We start from the raw sequence: 20285 nt of genomic DNA on the forward strand, positions 1-20285 counted from the left end.
GGGGTTTGTGACGGTACTGGTGCACAGCGAATCCGTCGAGAGTCCTTGTGTCCCAAGGGTCGTTTCCCAAACGGATGCTGACTGTGAGTGAAATATGATTCTTCCCGGCGTACGGGTGAGGCGGGGTGCGTACGGGTGAACGCGACGGTCGATACGATGCCGCAGCTCAACGTCGCAGGGACCACGGGGGAATGTCGTGTTCGGAATCGTCAGGCCTTGCAGGCACCGGCTCGGGGAAAGCCTCACGAGCCAGTGGATGGCGCATTTGTGCGGATTGTGCCTCGCCCTGCGCAAGGATCACGGCCAGTTCGCGCGAATCGTGACGAACTATGACGGGCTGCTCATATCGGTTTTGACGGAGGCTCAGGCCGGCCGCGGGTCCGGGGCCGGGCGGCGTACGGCGGGGCCGTGTCCGCTGCGCGGGATGCGCACCGCGTCCGTCGCGCACGGTGAGGGCGCCCGGCTCGCGGCGGCCGTATCCCTGGTGCTGGCCTCCGCCAAGGTGCGCGACCACGTCGCCGACGGGGACGGACTGCTGGCCCGCCGGCCGGTGGCCCTCGCCGCCCGCCGCATCGCCACCGGCTGGGACGCGGCCGGAGCGCGCGGCGGCGGTGCCGTCGGGTTCGACACCGCCGTACTGGTCGACGCCGTGGACCGGCAGGGCGGCATCGAGGCGCTCGCCGGGCCCGGCACGCCCCTGCTCACCGTCACCGAGCCGACCGAGACCGCGACCGCCGCCGCGTTCGCGCACACCGCGCACCTCGCCGGGCGGCCGCACAACGCGGAGCCGCTCGCCGAGGCCGGGCGCCTCTTCGGCCGGCTCGCCCACCTCCTCGACGCCGTGGAGGACAGGGAGACTGACGCCGCGTCGGGCGCCTGGAACCCGCTCACCGCCACCGGGACCCCGCTCACGGAGGCCCGGCGGCTGGCCGACGACGCCGTGCACGGGGTGCGGCTCGCACTGCGTGCGGTCGAGTTCGGCGACGGCCGGCTGGTGCACCGGCTGCTCGTGCACGAGCTGGGCAACTCCGTCGACCGCGCCTTCGGCACCGTCTCCTGCGCCCACGGCAGTCACCCGTACGCCCCTCCCGGTACCCCTGGAGCCCCGGGCGGCCCCGGTGCGCCGACGCCCCCGGAGCCGCCCCGCCGTGACCGGCGGGGGCTGCTGGCGGGCTGTGCCGTGTGGCTGGGGCTCGCCTGTACGTGTCAGTTGTGCTGCGGCACGTACCACGACCCCTGGAGCGGGGAGCGCAAGGAGGGGCGGTGCACCAACTGCGACTGCGGCGGGTGCGACGGCTGCTGCAGTTGCTGCGACTGCTGCAGCAACTGCTGCGGTGACGACGGGTGCGGCTGCGACGGCTGCGACTGCGGCTGCAACTGCTGAGGTGGTCCGGTGTGCGAGGGTCGTCCCATGACGACGGACGCATCCGGCGAGTGGAAGCGGTGGCACGAGCAGCGCGTCGCGACGGTGTCGGCGCCCTACGGGCCCCTCGCGCTGACCGGCACGCACTGGCTGGAGGACTATCCGGAGGGGCAACTTCCGGACATCCCCGGGAACTGGACGGCGGACGGCGACGCGGTACTGCTGACTGCCGCCGGGGCGGACGGACTCACCGTGGACGGGCGGCCCCTCGACGGTGAGGCGCGGCTCACGGCCGACCCCGGACCGGCGAGCGCGGCCCGGGTGGCCTGCGGTGAGCGGCGGATCGTCGTCCTGTTGCGCGAGGGCGTCTGGGGCGTGCGCGACTTCGACCCGGCCGCCGGGGCGCGCCGGGCGTTCCGGGGCATCGCGGCCACGCCCTACGATCCGCGCTGGTCGGTGCCGGGCCGCTGCACGCCGTACGACACCGGGCGGCGCAGCGTGCGGGTGCCGAACGCGGACAGGCGCGAGCGCGGGCTCGGTCTCGGTGGTGAGCTGGCCTTCACCCTGGCGGGGCGGCACCTCACGCTCCAGGTGGGCGTCGAGGCGGACGGCTCGCTGTGGGCCGTCTTCGCCGACGCCACCAGTGGGAGCACCAGTTACCGCTTCCGGTTCCTGCGTCCCGCCGCGCCGGACGCCGAGGGCCGTACGGTGGTCGACTTCAACCGCGCGCTGCTGCCGCCGTGCGCGTTCGCCGATCACTTCGTGTGCCCCTTGCCGCCGCCGGGGAACACGCTGGACGCCCGCATCGAGGCCGGGGAGCGCGAACTGCGCTGAGGTCCGCCGGGGGTTGGCGGAAGTCGTTCAAAGGTTGACGGCCGAAAGGCACTCTTGCGCCGACCGGTCGTTCGGCCGAATACTCCAACCTCAGCGCTTGTCAGGGTCACGACGTATCCGGAACCCGGGCGTCCATCCCTGGCTGCGCCTCACGGGCCCCAACCCCACAAGAGGGCCCCCGACTTCCTTTGTGGAGGAATGAAGAGTGAGGATCAAGCGCACCACCCCCCGCAGCGGCATCACGAGACGGACTCGGCTGATCGCCGTATCCTCCGGCCTCGTGGCCGCGGCCGCGATCGCGATCCCCAGCGCGAACGCCGCACCCACCCCGGCCACCTTCAGTGCCGCCGAGCTGAACAGCGCCAGCGGCGCGGTGCTCGAGGCCGACGTCCCGGGCACCGCCTGGGCCGTCGACAGCAAGACCGGCCGGGTGCTTCTCACGGTCGACAGCACGGTCTCCCAGGCCGAGATCGCGAAGATCAAGAAGGAGGCCGGCGACAAGGCCGGCGCGTTCACGATCAAGCGCACCCCCGGCACGTTCAACAAGCTCATCCAGGGCGGTGACGCCATCTACGCGAGCAGTTGGCGCTGCTCCCTCGGCTTCAACGTCCGCAGCAGCAGCGGTGCCGAGTACTTCCTGACCGCCGGTCACTGCACCGACGGCGCGGGCACCTGGTACTCGAACTCCGGGCGCACCTCGGTCATCGGCTCGACGGCCGGTTCCAGCTTCCCGGGCAACGACTACGGCATCGTGCGGTACTCGGGGTCGGTCAGCAGGCCCGGTACCGCGAACGGTGTGGACATCACCCGCGCGGCCACCCCGAGCGTGGGTACCACCGTCATCCGTGACGGTTCCACCACCGGCACCCACAGCGGCCGGGTCACCGCCCTGAACGCCACCGTCAACTACGGCGGCGGCGACGTCGTCGGCGGGCTGATCCAGACCACGGTCTGCGCCGAGCCCGGCGACTCCGGTGGCGCGCTCTACGGCAGCAACGGCACCGCGTACGGTCTGACCTCCGGCGGCAGCGGCAACTGCCGCTCCGGTGGTACGACGTTCTTCCAGCCGGTCACGGAGGCCCTGAACGCCTACGGCGTCAGCGTCTACTAGTCCGGCGGCCCGTACGGCGAAGCGCAGTCGGCGGCGCGACGAGCCCCCGTGCACCAACCGGTGTGCGGGGGCTTCCTCCTGTCCGGAGCGGGCTGGGGGGCTTCCTCCTGTCCGGAGCGGGCTGGGGGGCTTCCTCTTGCCCGGACCGGGCTGCGAGGGCCCCCTCCCGTCCGGGCCGGAGTGCCGCCACCGCGTGTAGACGCACACTCGGAGGCCGGAGCGCAAGGGGTGAATTCGAGACAGGGTCAGGTCTTGCCGTCCGGTTCCCGGTTACTCGCTCGTAGCGTTTGCTGAAGTGTTCGCCGCACGAATCCTGCTGGAAGGGACATGAATGGTGAAGGGCGTGTGTGCGCGCTGAAGTTGTCGTGCGCACGTCCTGAAGTCGACCTTGTGTGCCCCCTGTGGGGTTGGGAGAGTTAGCGCTCGTCAACCAGCCTTCCGGCCCGTGAAGTCCCCACAACTTCCCGGGCCGACCCCCCCACAGGAGGACACGAGTTGAAGCACCGACGCATACCCAGGCGGCGGGCCGCCGTGATCGGCGCGGGTATCACCGCGCTGGTCGCCGCGGGAGTCACCTTCCAGAGTGCGAACGCCAGCGAGGCCCCGAAGGCCTCCGCCCCCGAGACCCTGTCGGTCACGGCGGCCGGAAAGCTCGCCTCCACGCTGCTCGGCGACCTCGGCACCGACGCGGCGGGCACGTACTACGACGCGCAGGCGAAGAGCCTCGTGGTCAACGTCCTCGACGAGGCCGCCGCGCAGACCGTCGAGGAGGCCGGCGCCAAGGCGAGAGTCGTCGAGAACTCACTCGCCGAGCTGAAGAGCGCGCGCACCGCCCTCACCGAGGACGCCACGATCCCGGGCACCTCCTGGGCGACCGACCCGACCACCAACAAGGTCGTCGTCACCGCCGACCGCACGGTCTCGAAGGCCGAGTGGGCCAAGCTGACCAAGGTGGTCGACGGGCTCGGCGCCAAGGCCGAGCTCAAGCGGACCAAGGGCGAGTACAAGCCCTTCGTCGCGGGCGGCGACGCCATCACCGGCAACGGCGGGCGCTGCTCCCTCGGCTTCAACGTGACCAAGGGCGGGGAGCCGTACTTCCTCACCGCCGGCCACTGCACGGAGGGCATCACGACTTGGTCGGACTTCTCCGGGAACGTCATCGGCGAGAACGAGGCGTCCAGCTTCCCTGACGACGACTACGGCCTCGTCAAGTACACCGCCGAGGTCGACCACCCGAGCGAGGTGAACCTCTACGACGGCTCCACCCAGGCCATCTCGGGTGCCGCCGACGCCACCGTCGGCATGGAGGTGACCCGCAGCGGCTCCACCACCCAGGTGCACTCCGGGACGGTCACCGGCCTGGACGCCACCGTCAACTACGGCAACGGCGACATCGTCAACGGCCTGATCCAGACCGACGTCTGCGCCGAGCCCGGCGACAGCGGCGGTTCGCTCTTCTCGGGCGACAAGGCCATCGGCCTCACCTCCGGCGGCAGCGGTGACTGCGCCTCCGGCGGTACGACCTTCTTCCAGCCGGTGACGGAGGCCCTGTCGGCCACCGGTACGCAGATCGGCTGAGCGCACACACATCGCAGGCAGAAGTCCCGTCCCGCGCGCGAGGGGCGGGACTTCCGCGTGCCCGGGGTGGGGCTCCGCGTGTCCGCGGTGGGACTTCCGCGTGTCCGCGGTGGGGCTCCGCGTGCCCGGGGTGGGTCGGCCGGCCCGCGGGTCAGCCGGCCCGGGTGGGCAGCTCCGCCTCCTGCCGTCCGCGGCGCAGCGCGGACGCCAGGATCGTGATCACCGTCCCCGCGACCGCCCAGGCCCACAGCACCAGCAGGGAGACGGTCGTGTCGTTGCCCTTGAAGTAGGCGATCGAGCGGGCCGCCCAGGTGCCCGCGCCCGGCGGCAGCCACGGGCCGATCTCCTTCCAGAACGGCGGCAGCATCGGCAGCGGGAAGGCGCCGCCCGCGCTCGGGTTGCCCGCGATCACCACGAGCAGGATCGCCAGCCCGATGCCGACGATCCCGAAGACGCCCTGGAGTGCGAGGGTGGCCGCGCCCACGGCGAACGTGATCAGCGCGCCGAGCCCCCACAGGTCCACCACGCCGCCGGGCAGCGCGCCGAGGACCGGCCCGATGATCACCGCGCCGCCGAGCCCGCCGACGATCGACACCAGGGCCATCACGATCAGCCGGATCGCCGCGCGGCGCGGGTTGGCGGGACGGGCGCCGGTGCTGATCGCCAGGATCGAGGCGCACAGATAGCCGCCGACGCACCAGCCCACGACCAGGTAGAAGGACGACAGCCCGTCGAAGTCGTCGGCGGCGGCCGGGGCCACGTCGACGGTCCGCACCGTGCGGCCCTCGGCCCGCTCCACCTTGGTGACCAGGCCCTCCAGGGTGGTGGCGAGGACGGTGCCGCCGCCGGAGGCGACCAGCAGGGTGTCGGTGCGGCCGGAGGGGTCGACGACCAGGGCGCCGTCGATCTCCCGGTTCTCGATCTGCCGCCGGGCGCTCGCCGCGTCGGCCACCGTGCGCGGATCCAGTGGCGACCCGGGCAGCCGCTCCAGTCTGTCCACCGTCCGTTCGGCGGCCGCCGGGGGCGCGACCACCCCGAAGGGCACGTCCTTCGGCTTCGGGTCGTGCAGCGCCCCCACGTAGGAGGCGATGAACAGCAACTGGAGCGCGATCACGCCGAGCACGAGCAGGGTGGCCCGCGGGGTGACGGCGTCCTTCACCTCACCGAGGAAGGGGCCGCTGCGACGGTCGGTGACCGGGGTGTGCGACATGTCCCCACGGTCCGGGCCGGCGGGCGTTTGCGCAGGTGGGACGGGGCCGAACGGATGTCGCACACGCATTCGAAAATTGGTCTATGGTGGGGGTGAGGTAGTTGGGAACAGACGTTCGATAAGGCGTCGGGTTCATGGGATCGGGAGGTGCGTGTGCCGGGTTTCACGCATCTGCACACCGTCTCCGGGTTCTCCGCCCGCTACGGCGCCTCCCACCCGGAGCGGTTGGCCGAGCGTGCCTTCGAGCGGGGCATGGACGCCCTCGCCCTCACCGACCGCGACACCCTCGCGGGCACGGTCCGCTTCGCCAAGGCCTGCGCCAGGGCGGGCGTCCGTCCGCTGTTCGGCGCGGACCTGGCGGTGGCCGCCCCCGAGCCCGAGGCGGAACGCACGGAGACCTCCGTACGCCGGGACCGGCGCCGTACCCCCGTGCGCGGCGGTGCCTTCGTCGACGAGTCGGCCCCGCGGGTGACCTTCCTCGCCCGGGACGGCGCCCGCGGCTGGGCCGACCTGTGCCGCCTGGTCTCCGCCGCCCACACGGCCGAGGGCACCCCCCTGCTGTCGTGGGCCGACAACCACGCCGACGGCCTGACCGTCCTGCTCGGCCCCGACTCCGACGTCGGTCGAGCCCTCGCCGCCGGCCGCCCCGACCGCGCGGCCCGGCTCCTCGTCCCCTGGCGGGAGGTCTACGGCGACGCCCTGCGTCTGGAGGCCGTCTGGCACGGCCGTGCAGGGACCGGCCCCGGCTCCCTGCGCCTGGCCGCCCGCACCGTCGGCTTCGCCGCCGAACAGGGCATCCGGCCGGTGCTCTCCAACGCCGTCCGCTACGCCGACCCCGGCCAGGGCCCGGTCGCCGACGTCCTGGACGCCGCCCGCCGCCTGGTCCCCATCGACGCCACCAGGGAACTGGACTCCGGCGAGGCCTGGCTCAAGGACCCGGGCGCCATGCGGCACGCCGCCGAGCGGATCGTCGAGTCCGCGGGTTTCCGGCGCGAGGTGGCACACCGCCTGCTGGAGCAGACGCGGGCGACGGCCGCCGAGTGCCTGGTCGACCCCGAGGACGACCTGGGCATGGGCGCCGTCCACTTCCCCGAACCGCACCTCGTGGGCGCCGGCCACCGCACCGCCCAGCGCGCGCTCGCCTCCCGGGCGGCGGCGGGCATGGTGCTGCGCGGTTACGACCGGCGCCGCGTGTACTGGGAGCGGATGCACCACGAGCTGGACATCATCGCCCACCACGGCTTCGCCTCGTACTTCCTCACCGTCGCCCAGGTGGTGGACGACGTGCGGGGCATGGGCATCCGGGTCGCCGCGCGCGGCTCCGGCGCGGGCTCGCTCGTCAACCACCTCCTCGGCATCGCGCACGCCGACCCGGTCGAACACGGGCTGCTGATGGAGCGCTTCCTGTCCAGGGAACGGGTCGTACTGCCCGACATCGACATCGACGTGGAGTCCGCGCGCCGTCTCGAGGTCTACCGCGCGATCATCGGCCGCTTCGGCACCGAGCGGGTGGCCACGGTCGCGATGCCGGAGACGTACCGCGTTCGCCACGCCATCCGGGACGTGGGCGCCGCCCTGTCGATGGACCCGGCCGAGATCGACCGCGTCGCCAAGTCCTTCCCGCACATCCGCGCCCGCGACGCCCGCGCCGCGCTGGAGGAACTGCCCGAGCTGAAGGAGTTGGCGGGGGAGAAGGAGCGGTACGGCAGGCTGTGGGAGCTGGTGGAGGGCCTCGACGCGCTCCCGCGCGGTGTCGCCATGCACCCCTGCGGAGTGCTGCTGTCGGACGCCTCCCTGCTCTCCCGTACGCCGGTCGTGCCGACCAGCGGCGAGGGCTTGCCCATGGCGCAGTTCGACAAGGACGACGTGGAGGACCTCGGACTGCTCAAGCTGGACGTGCTCGGCGTGCGGATGCAGTCGGCGATGGCGCACGCGGTCGCCGAGGTGAAGCGGGCGTCGGGCACCGAGGTGGACCTGGACGCGGTGCCGGAGGGCGATCCGGCGACGTACCGGCTGATCCGCTCCGCCGAGACGCTGGGCTGTTTCCAGATCGAGTCGCCGGGACAGCGGGACCTGGTCGGCAGGCTCCAGCCGGCCACCTTCCACGACCTGGTCGTCGACATCTCGCTCTTCCGGCCCGGTCCGGTCGCCGCCGACATGGTGCGGCCGTTCATCGAGGCCCGGCACGGGCGGGCGCCGGTGCGCTACCCGCACGAGGATCTGTCGGAGCCGCTGGAGAACACGTACGGGGTCGTCGTCTTCCACGAGCAGATCATCGACATCGTGGACATCATGACCGGCTGCGGGCGCGGCGAGGCGGACCGGGTGCGGCGCGGGCTGTCCGACCCGGAGTCGCAGGGACGGATCAAGGTGTGGTTCGCGCAGCACGCGACGGCGAACGGATACGACGCGGAAACGATTCAGCGGACCTGGGAGATCGTCGAGGCCTTCGGCTCGTACGGCTTCTGCAAGGCGCACGCCGTCGCCTTCGCCGTGCCGACGTACCAGTCGGCGTGGCTGAAGGCCCATCACCCGGCCGCCTTCTACGCGGGACTGCTCACGCACGACCCCGGCATGTACCCGAAGCGGCTGCTGCTGGCGGACGCGCGGCGGCGCGGGGTGCCGATCCTGCCGTTGGACGTGAACAAGTCGGGGGTCGCACACAGGGTCGAACTGGTGTCTGAATCCCGTCGGTCGAAGGTGTGGGGCCTCCGCCTCGCCCTCTTGGACGTGCACGGCATCAGCGAGGCCGAGGCGGCGCGGATCGCCGAGGGGCAGCCGTACGCCTCCCTGCTCGACTTCTGGGAACGGGCCCGCCCCAGCAGGCCGCTGGCCGGACGGCTCGCCCAGGTCGGCGCGCTGGACGCGTTCGGCGCCAACCGCCGCGACCTGCAACTGCACCTGGCCGAGCTGCACCGCGGCGCCCGGGCCGGACGCGGCGACCAGCTCCCCCTGTCCGGCGGGCGCAGGACCGCCCCGGCCGGACTCCCCGACCTCACCTCGGCGGAGAGACTCAGCGCCGAACTGGGCGTGCTCTCCATGGACGCCTCGCGCAACCTGATGGACGACCACCGCACCTTCCTGAACGAGCTGGGCGTGGTGTCGGCCAAACGGCTGCGCGAGGCCCGGCACGGGGAGACGGTGCTGGTCGCGGGCGCCAAGGCGGCCACGCAGACGCCGCCGATCCGCTCCGGCCGCCGGGTCATCTTCTCCACCCTCGACGACGGCACCGGCCTGGTCGACCTCGCCTTCTTCGACGACTCGCACGACGCTTGCGCGCACACCGTCTTCCACTCGTGGCTGCTGCTGGTGCGCGGGGTGGTGCAGCGGCGCGGACCGCGCAGCCTCAGTGTGGTGGGCTCCGCCGCCTGGAACCTCGCCGACCTGCTGGAGGTGCGCCGGGAGGAGGGGCTGGAGGGCGTCGCGGCGCGGTTGGCCGGAACCGGCGGGACCCAGGGCGGCGATCTTGGGGACGGCCCGGCGCGCAGACGGCTGGCCGGTTCGGACGGGCAGCCGGCGCCGGCGGGTTCCGCGGCCCAGGATCCGATGGAGCGGCAGCGGAGCATCCGCATGTCCACGGGGTATGAGATGCACCCATGGGCCGATCTGCGCCCCGCGGGCGAAGGGCCCGCGGTGGGAAGGAAGTTGTGGCACCGGAGTCCGGGGAGTGCGGGATGACCATTCTCTGCGTACGTTTCCAACTGCCGCCGATGTACGAGGCGGCCCTGCCCCAGTTGCTCGGCTTGCTGGAGGAGTTCACGCCGGTCGTCGAGGCGCTGCCGCCGGACGGTGCGCTGGCCGATCTGCGGGGCGCCGAGCGGTACTTCGGACGCGACGCCGTGGAGCTGGCCTCGGTGATCCGCGTCCGCGCCCTCGCGCTGTACGGCGTCGACTGCGTGACCGGCGCCGGACCGGGCCCGATGCTGGCCCGCATGGCCCTGCGGGACGCCCGGCCGGGGCTTACCCGTGCGGTACCCGAGGGCGAGGTACGGGAGTTCCTCGCCGGCAGGCCCGTCGCCGAGCTGCCCGGCGTCGGCACCGCGACCGCCCGTACCCTGTGCGAGTACGGCCTCGACACCCTCGGCCGGGTCGCCGCCGCTCCCCTGTCCACGCTCCAGCGCCTGGTCGGCGCGAAGGCCGGCCGCGAGCTGCACGAGAAGGCGCAGGGCGTCGACCGCGGCCGGGTCGTCCCCAACGGCGTCTCCCTCCCCCACTCTCGGCTTCGCTCGAGCGGGGGGACCCCCATTCTGGCCGCCGACCGCCCCTTCGATCGCGACGAACTGGACCCCGGCCGCCACCGCCGCGCCCTGCTCTCGGCCGCCGAGGAGCTGGGCGCCCGGCTGCGCGCCGTGGACAAGGTGTGCCGCACCCTCACCCTCACCGTGCGCTACGCCGACAGGTCGGCCACCATCCGCAGCCGCACCCTGAAGGAGCCGACCGCGCACTCTGCGGCCCTGACGGAGGCCGCGTACGGCATGTACGAGGCGCTCGGTCTCCAACGTGCCCGGGTCCGCTCGATCGCGCTGCGCGCCGAGGGCCTCGCCCCCGCTGAGCAGGCCTCCCACCAGCTCACCTTCGACCCCGTGGACGAGAAGGTCCGCCGGATCGAGGAGGTCGCGGACCGCGCGCGGGCGAAGTTCGGACCGAGGGCGGTGATGCCGGGGTCGCTGGCGGCGTGACGCCCCCGTGGGTCAGTTGGCCCACGGGGGAGTGAGCCGGGTGCCGTCGGCCAGCTCCGCCTCCAGGCCGACGGAGGTGGTGACCCAGGAGGTCGCGGTCCGGTCGGTGGGGTTCTCGACGGTGAGGGTCGCCCCCGGGTTGACGATCACGGTGTCGCCCGCGGTGACGCGCTCCGTGCGGCCGTCGAGGGTGATCACCAGTTCCCCGGCGAGGAGATGGAAGATCTCCTCCCGGCTGACGGTGTGCGCGGGCGCCTTCGTGCCCGCCGGGATCTCGCCCCGCCAGGCGCACAGCTCCTCGCTGCCGCTGCGGGGGGTGGCGTACGAGACGAAACGGGCGCCGTGGATCTCGTGGGTCACGGCTTCGGACGAGCGGACGACGGGCATGGCGGTCTCCTGCGATACGAGTGCTGATGGTCAAGTGGCTTGACCTGTTTCCCTCGGGCATATAGTCAAGCTGCTTGACCAATTCGTCAAGGGTGTTTCAATGCCCCCGTGCACAACTCCGACGCCATGGCCCTGTCCGCCGCCCTGCTCGCCGCCGCCGGCGGGCTCACGCAGCGCATCCACGAGGGCGTCGTCGCCCGCGGCTTCGAAGGGCTGCGGCCCGCGCACGGCTTCGCGTTCACCCGGCTCGCCCCGGACGGCGCGACCGTCACCGAACTCGCCGTGCATCTCGGGATGACCAAGCAGGCCGCCAGTCAGCTCGTCGACGAGCTGGTCCGCAAGGGGTACGCCGAGCGCCGGCCGCACCCCGCCGACGCGCGGGCCAGGCTGGTCGTGCTGACCGCGGCGGGGTGGGCCTGCACGCGGGCCGCGGAGGAGGCGGCGGCGGAGGCCGTGGGCGAGTGGGTCGATCTGCTCGGTGAGGACGAGGTCCGCGCGCTGCGCGACCGCCTGCGGCGGGTGGCGCCGGGCGGGCCGTTGCGGCCGGCCTGGTGACCCGCTGCCACCTGCGCCGCGACCGGTGTCGGTTAGCGCTGGAAGTTTTTACTGACGCGTAACTTCACACTTGCACTACTCGCTCGTAACTTGACGAGTGAACAGCATCCTCGTGATCCGGATCACAGGGCGTCCTGCCGTCGCAACTCCCTTGAGCCGCAAGGAGATCACCCGATGCTGCCCTGGAGACGAGTGCTCAGACCGCTGACCGCGCTGCTGCTGACCGCCGCGGTCGCCCTGATCCCCGCCACCGCCACAGCCGCCACAGTCGCCACCGCCACCGCCACAGCCGCCACCGCCGGGGCCCGAGCCGCCGACGCGAGGCCCGACAGCGGCTGGAACGACTACTCCTGCAAGCCCTCCGCCGCCCACCCCCGCCCCGTCGTCCTGGTCCACGGCACCTTCGGGAACTCCGTCGACAACTGGCTGGGCCTCGCGCCCTACCTGAAGAACCGCGGCTACTGCGTCTTCTCCCTCGACTACGGGCAGCTCCCCGGCGTCCCGTTCTTCCACGGACTCGGCCCGGTCGAGAAGTCGGCGGAGCAGCTCGCCGCCTACGTGGACGAGGTCCGCGCCGCGACCGGCGCCGCCGAGACCGACATCGTCGGCCACTCGCAGGGCGGCATGATGCCCCGCTACTACCTGAAGTTCCTGGGCGGAGCCGACGAGGTGAACGCCCTGGTCGGGATCGCGCCCAGCAACCACGGGACCACACTGTCCGGCCTCACGAGGCTGCTGCCGTACTTCCCCGGCGTCGAGGACCTGCTCGACGAGCACACCCCCGCCCTCGCCGACCAGGTCGTCGGCTCCGACGTCCTCACCAAGCTCAACGAGGGCGGCGACACGGTGCCCGGCGTCCGCTACACCGTCCTCGCCACCCGGTACGACCAGGTGGTCACCCCGTACCGCAGCCAGTACCTGAGCGGGCCCGGCGTGCGCAACGTCCTGTTGCAGGACCTGTGCCCCCTCGACCTGTCCGAGCACCTGGCGATCGGGCTGTTCGACCGGATCGCCTTCCACGAGGTGGCCAACGCGCTGGACCCGGCGCACGCCACGCCCACCACCTGCGCCTCGGTCCTCGGCTGACGGGGCCGCCCGGCGCACCACGCGGGGCCTGTCCGGCCTGAGCCGCCGGACAGGCCCCGCGTCCCCCCGTCGTGGGTCAGCCGCTGTGCCGGCCCCCGGTCGTGGCCCGCCGGCGGACCGACGTGAACATGACGGCGGCGCCGACCGCCAGGGCGGCGGCGCCACCGACGGCGATGTAGGGCGTGCTGCCGTCCCCGCCGGTCTCGGCGAGGTTCCCGGTGCCCGCGCCGGCGGCCTTGACCCGGTTGGGCTCCCCGCCGGCGGCGGGCGTCGCGGCGTCCTCCGGCGTCCCGCCCGGCGACTCGTCCGACGCCTCGTCCGGGGCGGCCGGGTCCGTCGGGTCCGTCGTCGTCCCGGCGTCCTGGTCGCCGTGGCCGTTGTGCTCGATCGTCGACTTGTCGGCCGCCGCCGCGATCTGCTCCTCCGACGGGGCGGAGGCCTCGGGGGCCGGTGCGGCACCGCCCGCGCCGTCCCCGCTCGCGGGGCCGCTGTCGCCGTCGTCGCTGTTGCCGCCGTCGCTGCCGCCGCCGAAGGAGATGTCGGAACAGGAGTAGAACGCCTCCGGGCTGTCCGAGCGCTGCCACACCGCGTACAGCAGGTGCTTGCCGGAACGCTCGGGAAGACTCCCGGAGAAGGTGTAGAAACCGCCCGAGGCGGCCGGGTCGGTGGCGGTGGCGACCGGGGCGGACAGGTCCAGGTCGCCCCAGCCCAGCGGCCCCGCCGGGTCGTACCCGGGCTTGGTGATGTACACCTTGAAGGTGCCCTTGTGCGGGGCCGTCACGCGGTACTTGAAGGTGTACGAGCCGCTGCTCACGCTGGTCGCGGGCCAGTCGGCGCGGGCCAGGTCCATGCCCTTGAACTGCGGGTCGTTGGCGCTGCACAGCTTGCCGTCCGGGATCAGCTCCTGGTGCTTCCCGGCGGCGTTGCCGATGCGGATGCCGTTCCAGTCGTACAGCGCCTGCGTGCCGCCGGCCGCGACCGCCGCCTTGCAGGCGTCCGACTTCGGGCTCTCGGGGCCCTCGGCGTGACACTGCGACACCCGGCTGACGGGATCGCCCATCGAACCGTGCGCGGACGCGGGGGCGGCGGCCAGCGTGGTCAGGGCGAACGGGGCGAGGCCGGCGACGGCGACGGCGGCGGCCTTGCGGGACGCGGACGGTGCGGGCATGGGGAACTCCTCGAAACGGTCACTGGGACGTGGGGACTTGGGCCGGGAACCCGTGGGGTGATCAGCAAACTAACCCCGAGAGACCGTGAAATCGCCTGCTGGAGACGGGTGATGGAGATCCTTATGGTCGCGTTAAGGGAGTGCTCAGGCTGCGCTGAGGTAGCTACCGTTCGCGGCATGGCACAAGAACGAGAAGAGCGGGTCCGGCAGGCGGTCACCGCCGACCTGCCGGCGGTGGCGGCCGTCACCACCGCCGCCTACCGCCCCTACATCGAGCGCATCGGGGTGGTGCCGCGGCCCGTGGAGGCGGACCACGCGGCGAACGTGGCCGCGGGGAAGGTGTTCGTCACGGGAGCCTCGCAGCAGCCCGGCGCGGGCATCGTGGGCGTCCTGGTCCTGGAGGCGTTCGCGGACCACCTCTTCCTCGACAGCATCGCCGTCCACCCCGAAGCGCACGGCAGGGGCGTGGGGCGACGGCTGCTGCGCTTCGTGGACGCACGCGCCCGTGCGCTGGACCTGCCGGAGGTCAGGCTCTACACGAACGCGTTGATGTGGGAGAACCAGGAGATCTATCCGAAGTACGGGTACGAGGTCGTGGAACGTCGAGTGGACGGGCCCTACGACCGCGTCCACTACCGTAAGCGGCTGCTCTGACGCGTCTCATGACGCGACCGGCCCGGTCAGTTGTCCGGCCACCACGTGCGGGCGATGTCCCTGCGGACCTCCGGTCGCCCCGAGGGGCGGTCGTCGGCCTCCTCACGGACTCGGCGGGCGTCGGTCTTCTTCAGGGGCTTCTGCACGGTCAGACGGCGCATGGCTGCCTCCTTACGGATCCACCGGGTTCCGCGTTCTCACGGAGGTAGACCCTTTCCCCGAGACTTACTCATCGATGCATGGCTGTCAGTGGCGGTTGTCACGATCCGGTGTCCCGATCCCGTTGTCAGTGGCGAGTGTCACTCTCGGCGGCATGGCGAATCACAGTGACGAGGCGACCGCGTCGCGTATCGACTGGGACGCGCAGGCCGCCGCCTTCGACGACGAGCCGGACCACGGTCTGCGCGACGCCGACGTGCGCCGGGCCTGGGCGGCCCGGTTGGCGTCATGGCTGCCCGCGCGGCCCGGCGACGTCCTCGACCTGGGTTGCGGCACCGGCAGCCTGTCGCTCCTCGCGGCCGAACAGGGACACCGCGTCACCGGCGTCGACCTGTCCCCGGCCATGGTGGCGTCGGCCAGGGCCAAACTCGCCGGCCGTGACGCCGTGTTCCTCACCGGTGACGCGGCGGCACCGCCGGTGGGAGAGCAGCGCTTCGACGCCGTGCTGGTCCGGCACGTGCTGTGGACGCTGCCCGACCCCGGCCGGGTCCTGCGGCGCTGGCTGGAGTTGCTGCGTCCCGGTGGGCGGCTGGTCCTGGTCGAGGGGGTGTGGGGAGCCGTCGCACCGGTCGGCATACCCGCCGCCCGGCTCACCGCCCTCCTCGCCCCGCTCGCCGGTCAGGTGCGCGTGGAGCGACTGTCGGGCGACTCGTCGTTGTGGGGGAGGAAGGTGGCGGACGAGCGGTACGCGGTGGTCGCCATACCCGAGTGAGTCGGACTCCGCCTATTCCAGCAGGTCGGTGAAGCCGTCCCCGCGGGCCAGTCGGTCCAGTTCGTTCAGTGCGGCCACGGCGGCGGCAGCGGCCTCGGGGTCGCGCTCCGCCAGCCCGCTCTCGGCGAACTCGTCCTCGTCCAGCCGCCGTACGTCCGTGCCGTCCGCGGAGCGCCACAGGTCCAGGTCGAGGTCCTCGACGACCAGTTCGGTGCCGGTCAGCACGGCGGGGCGGGTGACGTCGCAGTACCAGCCCTTCAGTGCACCGGCCGCCGTCCGCACCTCCTTCACCGAGTACCAGCGGTCGCGCCAGTAGTACTCGGTGAACACGTCCCCGCCCTCGAAGCGCACGAAGCCGAAGTCGCGGACGCCGGCACCGGCCCAGGGGGCGCGGACGGCGATGCGGGTGCCGTCGTCGTGCAGCAGTTCGCTCGCGTACCGGATCTTCGTACGGCCCGCCTTGACCAGGACGACGTCCACCTCCGGCGACGCCTCAGCCGAGTTCGCGGACATGGCGCGCCTCCGTCCCGCAGACCTCGTACCCGAGCCACTTGTTGACGGCGAGCATCGGACCGTTGCCGGTGTCGTTGCCCGTGAACGCCTGCGTGTACCCGGCGGCGCGGGCCCGGTGCAGGGAGTCGGTCTTGGCGAGCTTGGCGAGACCCCGGCCGCGGTGGGCGCGGACGGTGCCGGTCATCGCGGTGGAGTAGCGGGTGCCGCCGTCGGTGTGGGCGACGCTGAAGGCGACGGGGCGGCCGTCGACGACGGCGACCGTGGTCAGTTCGCGGTTGAGCAGCGGGTGCCGCCAGGTCTCCGCGAGCCAGGTCTCGTAGTCCGTGAACTCGGTGTCGACGTCGCCCGGTTCGTCCTGCACCGTCTCCGCGTCCAGCTCGAACAGCGGGCGGGGATCAGCGTGGAAGTCGGCGGCGGTGCGCAGCTCGACGCCCGGGGGAGGGGGCGGCGGGGACGGCAGTGCGCCGCCGGCCAGGTCGAGGCGGAGGAAGTGGGCCGACCGCCGGCGTTCGTAACCGTGGCGCCCGGCGAAGGCCAGGGAGGCGGGCTCGTCCAGCACCCACGCGAACAGCTTCGTCGCTCCCTCGGCGGTGAGGTACTCCTCGGCCGTACGCACCAGCAGCCCGCCGGCACCGCGCCGGACCCGGTCCGGGTGGACGTAGACGTTGAGGTAAGCCTGACCGGGCTCCGGGCTGTCGTGCACCAGCCCGACCTGGGCCGTCCCGATCATCTCCCCGTCCTCCTCCGCGACGAGGGACCGGCTGCGGGCGTCCGGGTGGGTGTGGAGGAGGTGGTGGACGACGGCCTCGGGCGTCCACAGGACGAACGGCAGGGCGGCATGGCGGACATGGGCGAAGGCCGCGACGTCGGCCGGATCGTCGGGACGCAGCTCGCGTACAAGAACGGTCATGTGAGGGCACGCTACGGCGGGCGGGCGGGCGGACGCCTCTCCTTTTCCCGGGGATACGGGACAATCGCTGCGTGACCTTGAAGATCCACATCGATGACGGTGCCCCGCCCTACGAGCAGGTGCGCGCGCAGATCTCCGAACAGGCGCGGTCGGGAGCGCTGCCGGTCGGGTACCGGCTGCCCACCGTGCGCGGACTGGCCGAGTCCCTGGGGCTCGCCGCGAACACGGTCGCCAAGGCGTACCGGGCGCTGGAGGGGGACGGGGTGATCGAGACACGCGGGCGCAACGGAACGTTCGTCGCCGCCGCGGGCTCGGCGGCGGAGCGGGAGTTGGCGTCCGCCGCGCAGGGTTATGCCTCGCGGGCGCGGCGGCTCGGCGTAACGGAGTCGGCCGCGCTGGGCGCGGTGCGGGATGCCCTGCGGGCGGCTTACGGGGATTGAGTGCCGTTTCGGCGGGGGTCCGTGCCCGTCCGCGGGTGCGTCGTGGCTCGTCGCGCAGTTCCCCGCGCCCCCGGGGGCGTGCGGGTGACCGTCAGGCCCGACGTACGTGCCAGGGCTGCGAAGACCCGCGCGTCCCCCACCGCCGCCGCGTTCGGGTCGTTGTTGAAGTAGGCGTACACGTCGTGGCCGTCCGGCCAGGTCGTCGCGATGCGGTCGAGCCAGGTCGCCAGCGACCGGCGCCCGTAGTGCGGCCAGGCCGCGGCGCGCCCCTGGTGGAAGCGGACGTAGCCCCAGTCGGCGGTGCGCCACAGCGGGGTGACCGGGCGGGCCCGGACGTCGGCCCAGCACAGTGCCGCGCCCCGGTATTCCAGGACCCCGCGCACCTCGGGCGTCCACCAGGACTCGTGCCGGGGTTCGACCGCGACCCGCGCGCCCGGCGGGAAGCGGGCGAGGCAGGCGTCCAGGAGGCCCGCGTCGCCCCACAGCGTCGGCGGGAGTTGCAGCAGGACCGGGCCGAGGCGGTCGCCCAGGCCCGCCGCGCGGGTCATCAGGCGGTCGACCGGCTCCTCCGGGTCCCGCAGGCGCTTGATGTGGGTCAGGTAGCGGCTCGCCTTGACCGCGACGACGAAGTCCGCCGGCACCCGGTCGCGCCACGTCTCGAACGTCTCCCGCGTGGGCAGCCGGTAGAACGCGTTGTTGATCTCGACCGTCGCGAAACCGGCCGCGTACCGCTCCAGCCACAGCCGGACGGGCAGGCCGGGCGGGTACAGGACGTCCCGCCAGTCCCGGTACTGCCAGCCCGAGGTCCCGACGAACAGGGTCATACCCCCATCAAAACACCCGGCCGTCCCCGTTACAGGTAGAGCCCGGCCTCCGCGCCGTCCCGCGGCTCCGGCAGCGTGGTGGGCGAGGCGCCCCGGCGCAGCGCGTACAGCTCCGCCAGCGTCGCACCCTCGCGGCCCACGCCCTCCTCGGTGCCCAGCCAGTCCACCGCCTCCCGGCGGGTCAGCGGCCCCACCTCGATGCGGGCCAGGCAGCGGCCGGGGCGGACGACGGCGGGGTGGAGGCGTTCCAGGTCCTCGTTGGTGGTGACGCCGACCAGGACGTTGCGGCCCTGGCCGAGCAGCCCGTCGGTCAGGTTCAGCAGCCGGGAGAGCGCCTGGCCCGCGGTGTGCTTGGCCTCGCCGCGGATCAGCTCGTCGCAGTCCTCCAGCAACAGCAGCCGCCAGCGGCCCTTGCCCGACGCGTCCTCCTCGCCGATGGCGATGTCCATCAGGTAGCCGACGTCGGAGAAGAGCCGCTCCGGGTCCAGCACGCAGTCCACCTGGCACCAGTCCCGCCAGGACCGGGCGAGCGTGCGCAGGGCGGATGTCTTGCCGGTGCCGGGCGGCCCGTGCAGGAGCAGCAGCCGGCCCGCGATGTCCTCGGGGGTCGTCTTCATCAGGCCGTCCATCGCGTCGGCGACCGGCGCCGTGTAGTTGGCCCGGACCTCTTCCCAGGTACCCGCGGAGATCTGCCGGGTGGTGCGGTGCGGACCGCGCCGCGGGGAGACGTACCAGAAGCCCATCGTGACGTTCTCCGGCTGCGGCTCGGGCTCGTCCGCCGCGCCGTCCGTCGCGTCGCCGAGCACCTTCTCGGCCAGGTCGGCGCTGGTCGCCGTCACCGTGACGTCGGCGCCCCGGTTCCAGCGCGAGACCAGCAGCGTCCAGCCGTCGCCCTCCGCCAGAGTCGCGCTGCGGTCGTCGTCGCGGGCGATCCGCAGCACGCGCGCGCCCGGCGGGAGCAGCGTCGCCCCGGACCGTACGCGGTCGATGTTCGCCGCGTGCGCGAACGGCTGCTCGCCCGTCGCGAAACGGCCGAGGAACAGCGCGTCGACGACATCGGACGGGGAGTCGCTGTCGTCGACGTTGAGCCGGATCGGCAGGGCCTCGTGCGGGTTCACGGACATGCCGCCATGATCGGGCACCCGGCCGCCGCGTGCACCCGGTTTCCCGGGCGCCCGCGGCCGCCGCGGCACGGACCGGCCGGGGACCGGCGGTTCAGGCACCGGTCCCCAGCACCCGCCCCCGTACCCGCCGCGTCCCGCGGAGTACGGCGTACCCCTTGGTGAGGGCCCGGTCCCGGGCGAAGGTACGGGCGATCGCACGGCCCTCGATCAGCCGGGCGAACTCGTCGGGCCCCGTACTCCTGCGCACGGTGACCCGCCGCAGGGCGTACGGCCCCTGGGCACGGCGCGCCAGGCCGTTGCCGACGGCGAGCGCCTGCGCGTACCCCGTCTCGCGCACCGCCCGACGCACCCGGCGGTCGGAGTACCCGTAGGGGTAGGCGAACGAGGCGGGTGCGGTGCCGAGCTGGTCGGCGACGATCTCCTTGCAGTGGATCAGCTCGAACCGCAGCCGTTCCTCGTCGAGTTGGTCGAGCTGCGGATGGGTGTGGCTGTGCCCGCCGATCTCCACACCGGCGGCGGCGAGTTCCCGGACCTGGTCCCAGTCGAGCATGGTGTCCAGGGCGCCCCCGGTGTCGTACGGGCCGCGCAGCCAGCCGGTCGAGACGAACAGGGTGGCCGGGAAGCCGTGCCCCGCCAGGACGGGCAGGGCGTGGCGGTGCACGCCCTCGTAGCCGTCGTCGAAGGTGATGAGGACGGGCCGCTTCGGCAGCGGGCGGCCGGAGCGCCAGGCGGCGGCCAGTTCGGCCGTGCCGACGGGGGTGAGGCCCCGGTCGGCGATCGCCGCCATCTGCTCGGTGAACGCCCGCGGGGTCACCGACAGGGCGCGGGTCGCGTCGTCCGGGTCGGCCGCGACCGCGTGGTACATCAGGACCGGCACGCGCGCGTCGGGCTCGTGGACCGGCTCGGCCAGGCGCGCCC

The 20285-nt window shown here is 73.0% G+C and carries 20 protein-coding genes; 11 read left to right on the forward strand and 9 right to left on the reverse strand.

The genetic code is table 11. From position 1 onward, the window contains the following. Nucleotides 1-196: 196 nt before the first annotated feature. From B1H29_RS28770 to B1H29_RS28785, 4 genes are all read left to right on the forward strand, one after another. Nucleotides 197-1384, forward strand: a complete 1188-nt coding sequence (locus B1H29_RS28770) for a DUF5685 family protein (RefSeq protein WP_079160520.1) — start codon at nt 197-199, stop codon at nt 1382-1384. A 27-nt stretch (nt 1385-1411) separates the two neighbouring features. Next, nucleotides 1412-2197 (forward strand): DUF1684 domain-containing protein, encoded by a 786-nt coding sequence (locus tag B1H29_RS28775; RefSeq protein ID WP_055416161.1) that lies wholly within the window; start codon nt 1412-1414, stop codon nt 2195-2197. Between the two features lie 205 nt (nt 2198-2402). After that, nucleotides 2403-3308 carry a S1 family peptidase gene (locus B1H29_RS28780; protein ID WP_055416160.1) on the forward strand — a complete coding sequence of 302 codons (906 nt, stop codon included), beginning with the start codon at nt 2403-2405 and terminating at the stop codon, nt 3306-3308. A gap of 495 nt (nt 3309-3803) precedes the next feature. After that, entirely contained in the window at nt 3804-4886 is a 1083-nt protein-coding gene (locus B1H29_RS28785) for a S1 family peptidase (RefSeq protein WP_055416159.1), read from the forward strand. Nucleotides 4887-5037: 151 nt separating this feature from the next. On the opposite strand, the gene B1H29_RS28790 is transcribed toward B1H29_RS28785, so the two are convergent. Beyond that, nucleotides 5038-6096 (reverse strand): ABC transporter permease, encoded by a 1059-nt coding sequence (locus B1H29_RS28790; protein ID WP_055416158.1) that lies wholly within the window; start codon nt 6094-6096, stop codon nt 5038-5040. A 153-nt stretch (nt 6097-6249) separates the two neighbouring features. On the opposite strand from B1H29_RS28790, the gene B1H29_RS28795 reads away from it, so the two are divergent. Together B1H29_RS28795 and B1H29_RS28800 are read left to right on the forward strand one after the other, a co-directional pair. Further along, complete coding sequence (locus B1H29_RS28795) at nt 6250-9774, forward strand: DNA polymerase III subunit alpha (RefSeq protein ID WP_055416157.1); 3525 nt, start codon at nt 6250-6252, stop codon at nt 9772-9774. Beyond that, complete coding sequence (locus tag B1H29_RS28800; RefSeq protein ID WP_055417660.1) at nt 9771-10775, forward strand: DNA polymerase Y family protein; 1005 nt, start codon at nt 9771-9773, stop codon at nt 10773-10775. Before B1H29_RS28795 ends, B1H29_RS28800 begins: the two co-directional genes overlap by 4 nt. A 12-nt stretch (nt 10776-10787) precedes the next feature. Here B1H29_RS28800 and B1H29_RS28805 read toward each other — a convergent pair whose 3' ends face one another. Further along, the gene (locus B1H29_RS28805; RefSeq protein WP_055416156.1) at nt 10788-11162 is read right to left on the reverse strand and encodes a cupin domain-containing protein; all 375 of its coding nucleotides are present in this window, start codon (nt 11160-11162) and stop codon (nt 10788-10790) included. 108 nt (nt 11163-11270) lie between these two features. Here B1H29_RS28805 and B1H29_RS28810 point away from each other — a divergent pair, with 108 nt between their 5' ends. Together B1H29_RS28810 and B1H29_RS28815 are read left to right on the forward strand one after the other, a co-directional pair. After that, the gene (locus B1H29_RS28810) at nt 11271-11717 is read left to right on the forward strand and encodes a MarR family winged helix-turn-helix transcriptional regulator (protein WP_055416155.1); all 447 of its coding nucleotides are present in this window, start codon (nt 11271-11273) and stop codon (nt 11715-11717) included. Nucleotides 11718-11891: 174 nt separating this feature from the next. Next, nucleotides 11892-12803: an esterase/lipase family protein gene (locus tag B1H29_RS28815; protein ID WP_055416154.1), complete on the forward strand. Its 912-nt coding sequence runs from the start codon at nt 11892-11894 to the stop codon at nt 12801-12803. Between the two features lie 76 nt (nt 12804-12879). On the opposite strand, the gene B1H29_RS28820 is transcribed toward B1H29_RS28815, so the two are convergent. Further along, nucleotides 12880-13971, reverse strand: a complete 1092-nt coding sequence (locus B1H29_RS28820; RefSeq protein ID WP_055416153.1) for a lytic polysaccharide monooxygenase auxiliary activity family 9 protein — start codon at nt 13969-13971, stop codon at nt 12880-12882. Between the two features lie 177 nt (nt 13972-14148). Between B1H29_RS28820 and B1H29_RS28825 the strand changes: the two genes are divergently transcribed. Continuing rightward, complete coding sequence (locus B1H29_RS28825; RefSeq protein WP_055416152.1) at nt 14149-14625, forward strand: GNAT family N-acetyltransferase; 477 nt, start codon at nt 14149-14151, stop codon at nt 14623-14625. 26 nt (nt 14626-14651) lie between these two features. Here B1H29_RS28825 and B1H29_RS39890 read toward each other — a convergent pair whose 3' ends face one another. Next, nucleotides 14652-14786: a hypothetical protein gene (locus B1H29_RS39890; RefSeq protein ID WP_079160521.1), complete on the reverse strand. Its 135-nt coding sequence runs from the start codon at nt 14784-14786 to the stop codon at nt 14652-14654. Between the two features lie 152 nt (nt 14787-14938). On the opposite strand from B1H29_RS39890, the gene B1H29_RS28835 reads away from it, so the two are divergent. Continuing rightward, nucleotides 14939-15556 (forward strand): class I SAM-dependent methyltransferase, encoded by a 618-nt coding sequence (locus tag B1H29_RS28835; protein ID WP_055416151.1) that lies wholly within the window; start codon nt 14939-14941, stop codon nt 15554-15556. Nucleotides 15557-15568: 12 nt separating this feature from the next. Here the strand turns inward: B1H29_RS28835 and B1H29_RS28840 are convergent, their stop codons facing one another. Then, nucleotides 15569-16069 carry a DUF402 domain-containing protein gene (locus B1H29_RS28840; protein ID WP_055416150.1) on the reverse strand — a complete coding sequence of 167 codons (501 nt, stop codon included), beginning with the start codon at nt 16067-16069 and terminating at the stop codon, nt 15569-15571. After that, nucleotides 16050-16979 carry a GNAT family N-acetyltransferase gene (locus B1H29_RS28845; protein WP_055416149.1) on the reverse strand — a complete coding sequence of 310 codons (930 nt, stop codon included), beginning with the start codon at nt 16977-16979 and terminating at the stop codon, nt 16050-16052. Before B1H29_RS28845 ends, B1H29_RS28840 begins: the two co-directional genes overlap by 20 nt. A gap of 71 nt (nt 16980-17050) precedes the next feature. On the opposite strand from B1H29_RS28845, the gene B1H29_RS28850 reads away from it, so the two are divergent. Then, nucleotides 17051-17419: a GntR family transcriptional regulator gene (locus tag B1H29_RS28850; protein WP_055416148.1), complete on the forward strand. Its 369-nt coding sequence runs from the start codon at nt 17051-17053 to the stop codon at nt 17417-17419. On the opposite strand, the gene B1H29_RS28855 is transcribed toward B1H29_RS28850, so the two are convergent. The 3 genes from B1H29_RS28855 to B1H29_RS28865 form a co-directional block, all read right to left on the reverse strand. Next, nucleotides 17407-18243, reverse strand: a complete 837-nt coding sequence (locus B1H29_RS28855; protein WP_055416147.1) for a DUF72 domain-containing protein — start codon at nt 18241-18243, stop codon at nt 17407-17409. The genes B1H29_RS28850 and B1H29_RS28855 overlap by 13 nt on opposite strands. Before the next feature lie 29 nt (nt 18244-18272). Next, nucleotides 18273-19367: a DUF5925 domain-containing protein gene (locus tag B1H29_RS28860; protein ID WP_055416146.1), complete on the reverse strand. Its 1095-nt coding sequence runs from the start codon at nt 19365-19367 to the stop codon at nt 18273-18275. Nucleotides 19368-19458: 91 nt separating this feature from the next. Further along, the gene (locus tag B1H29_RS28865; protein WP_199832308.1) at nt 19459-20232 is read right to left on the reverse strand and encodes a polysaccharide deacetylase family protein; all 774 of its coding nucleotides are present in this window, start codon (nt 20230-20232) and stop codon (nt 19459-19461) included. Nucleotides 20233-20285: the final 53 nt, after the last annotated feature.

It is taken from the genome of Streptomyces pactum (genome assembly GCF_002005225.1).
Lineage (GTDB): Bacteria > Actinomycetota > Actinomycetes > Streptomycetales > Streptomycetaceae > Streptomyces > Streptomyces pactum_A.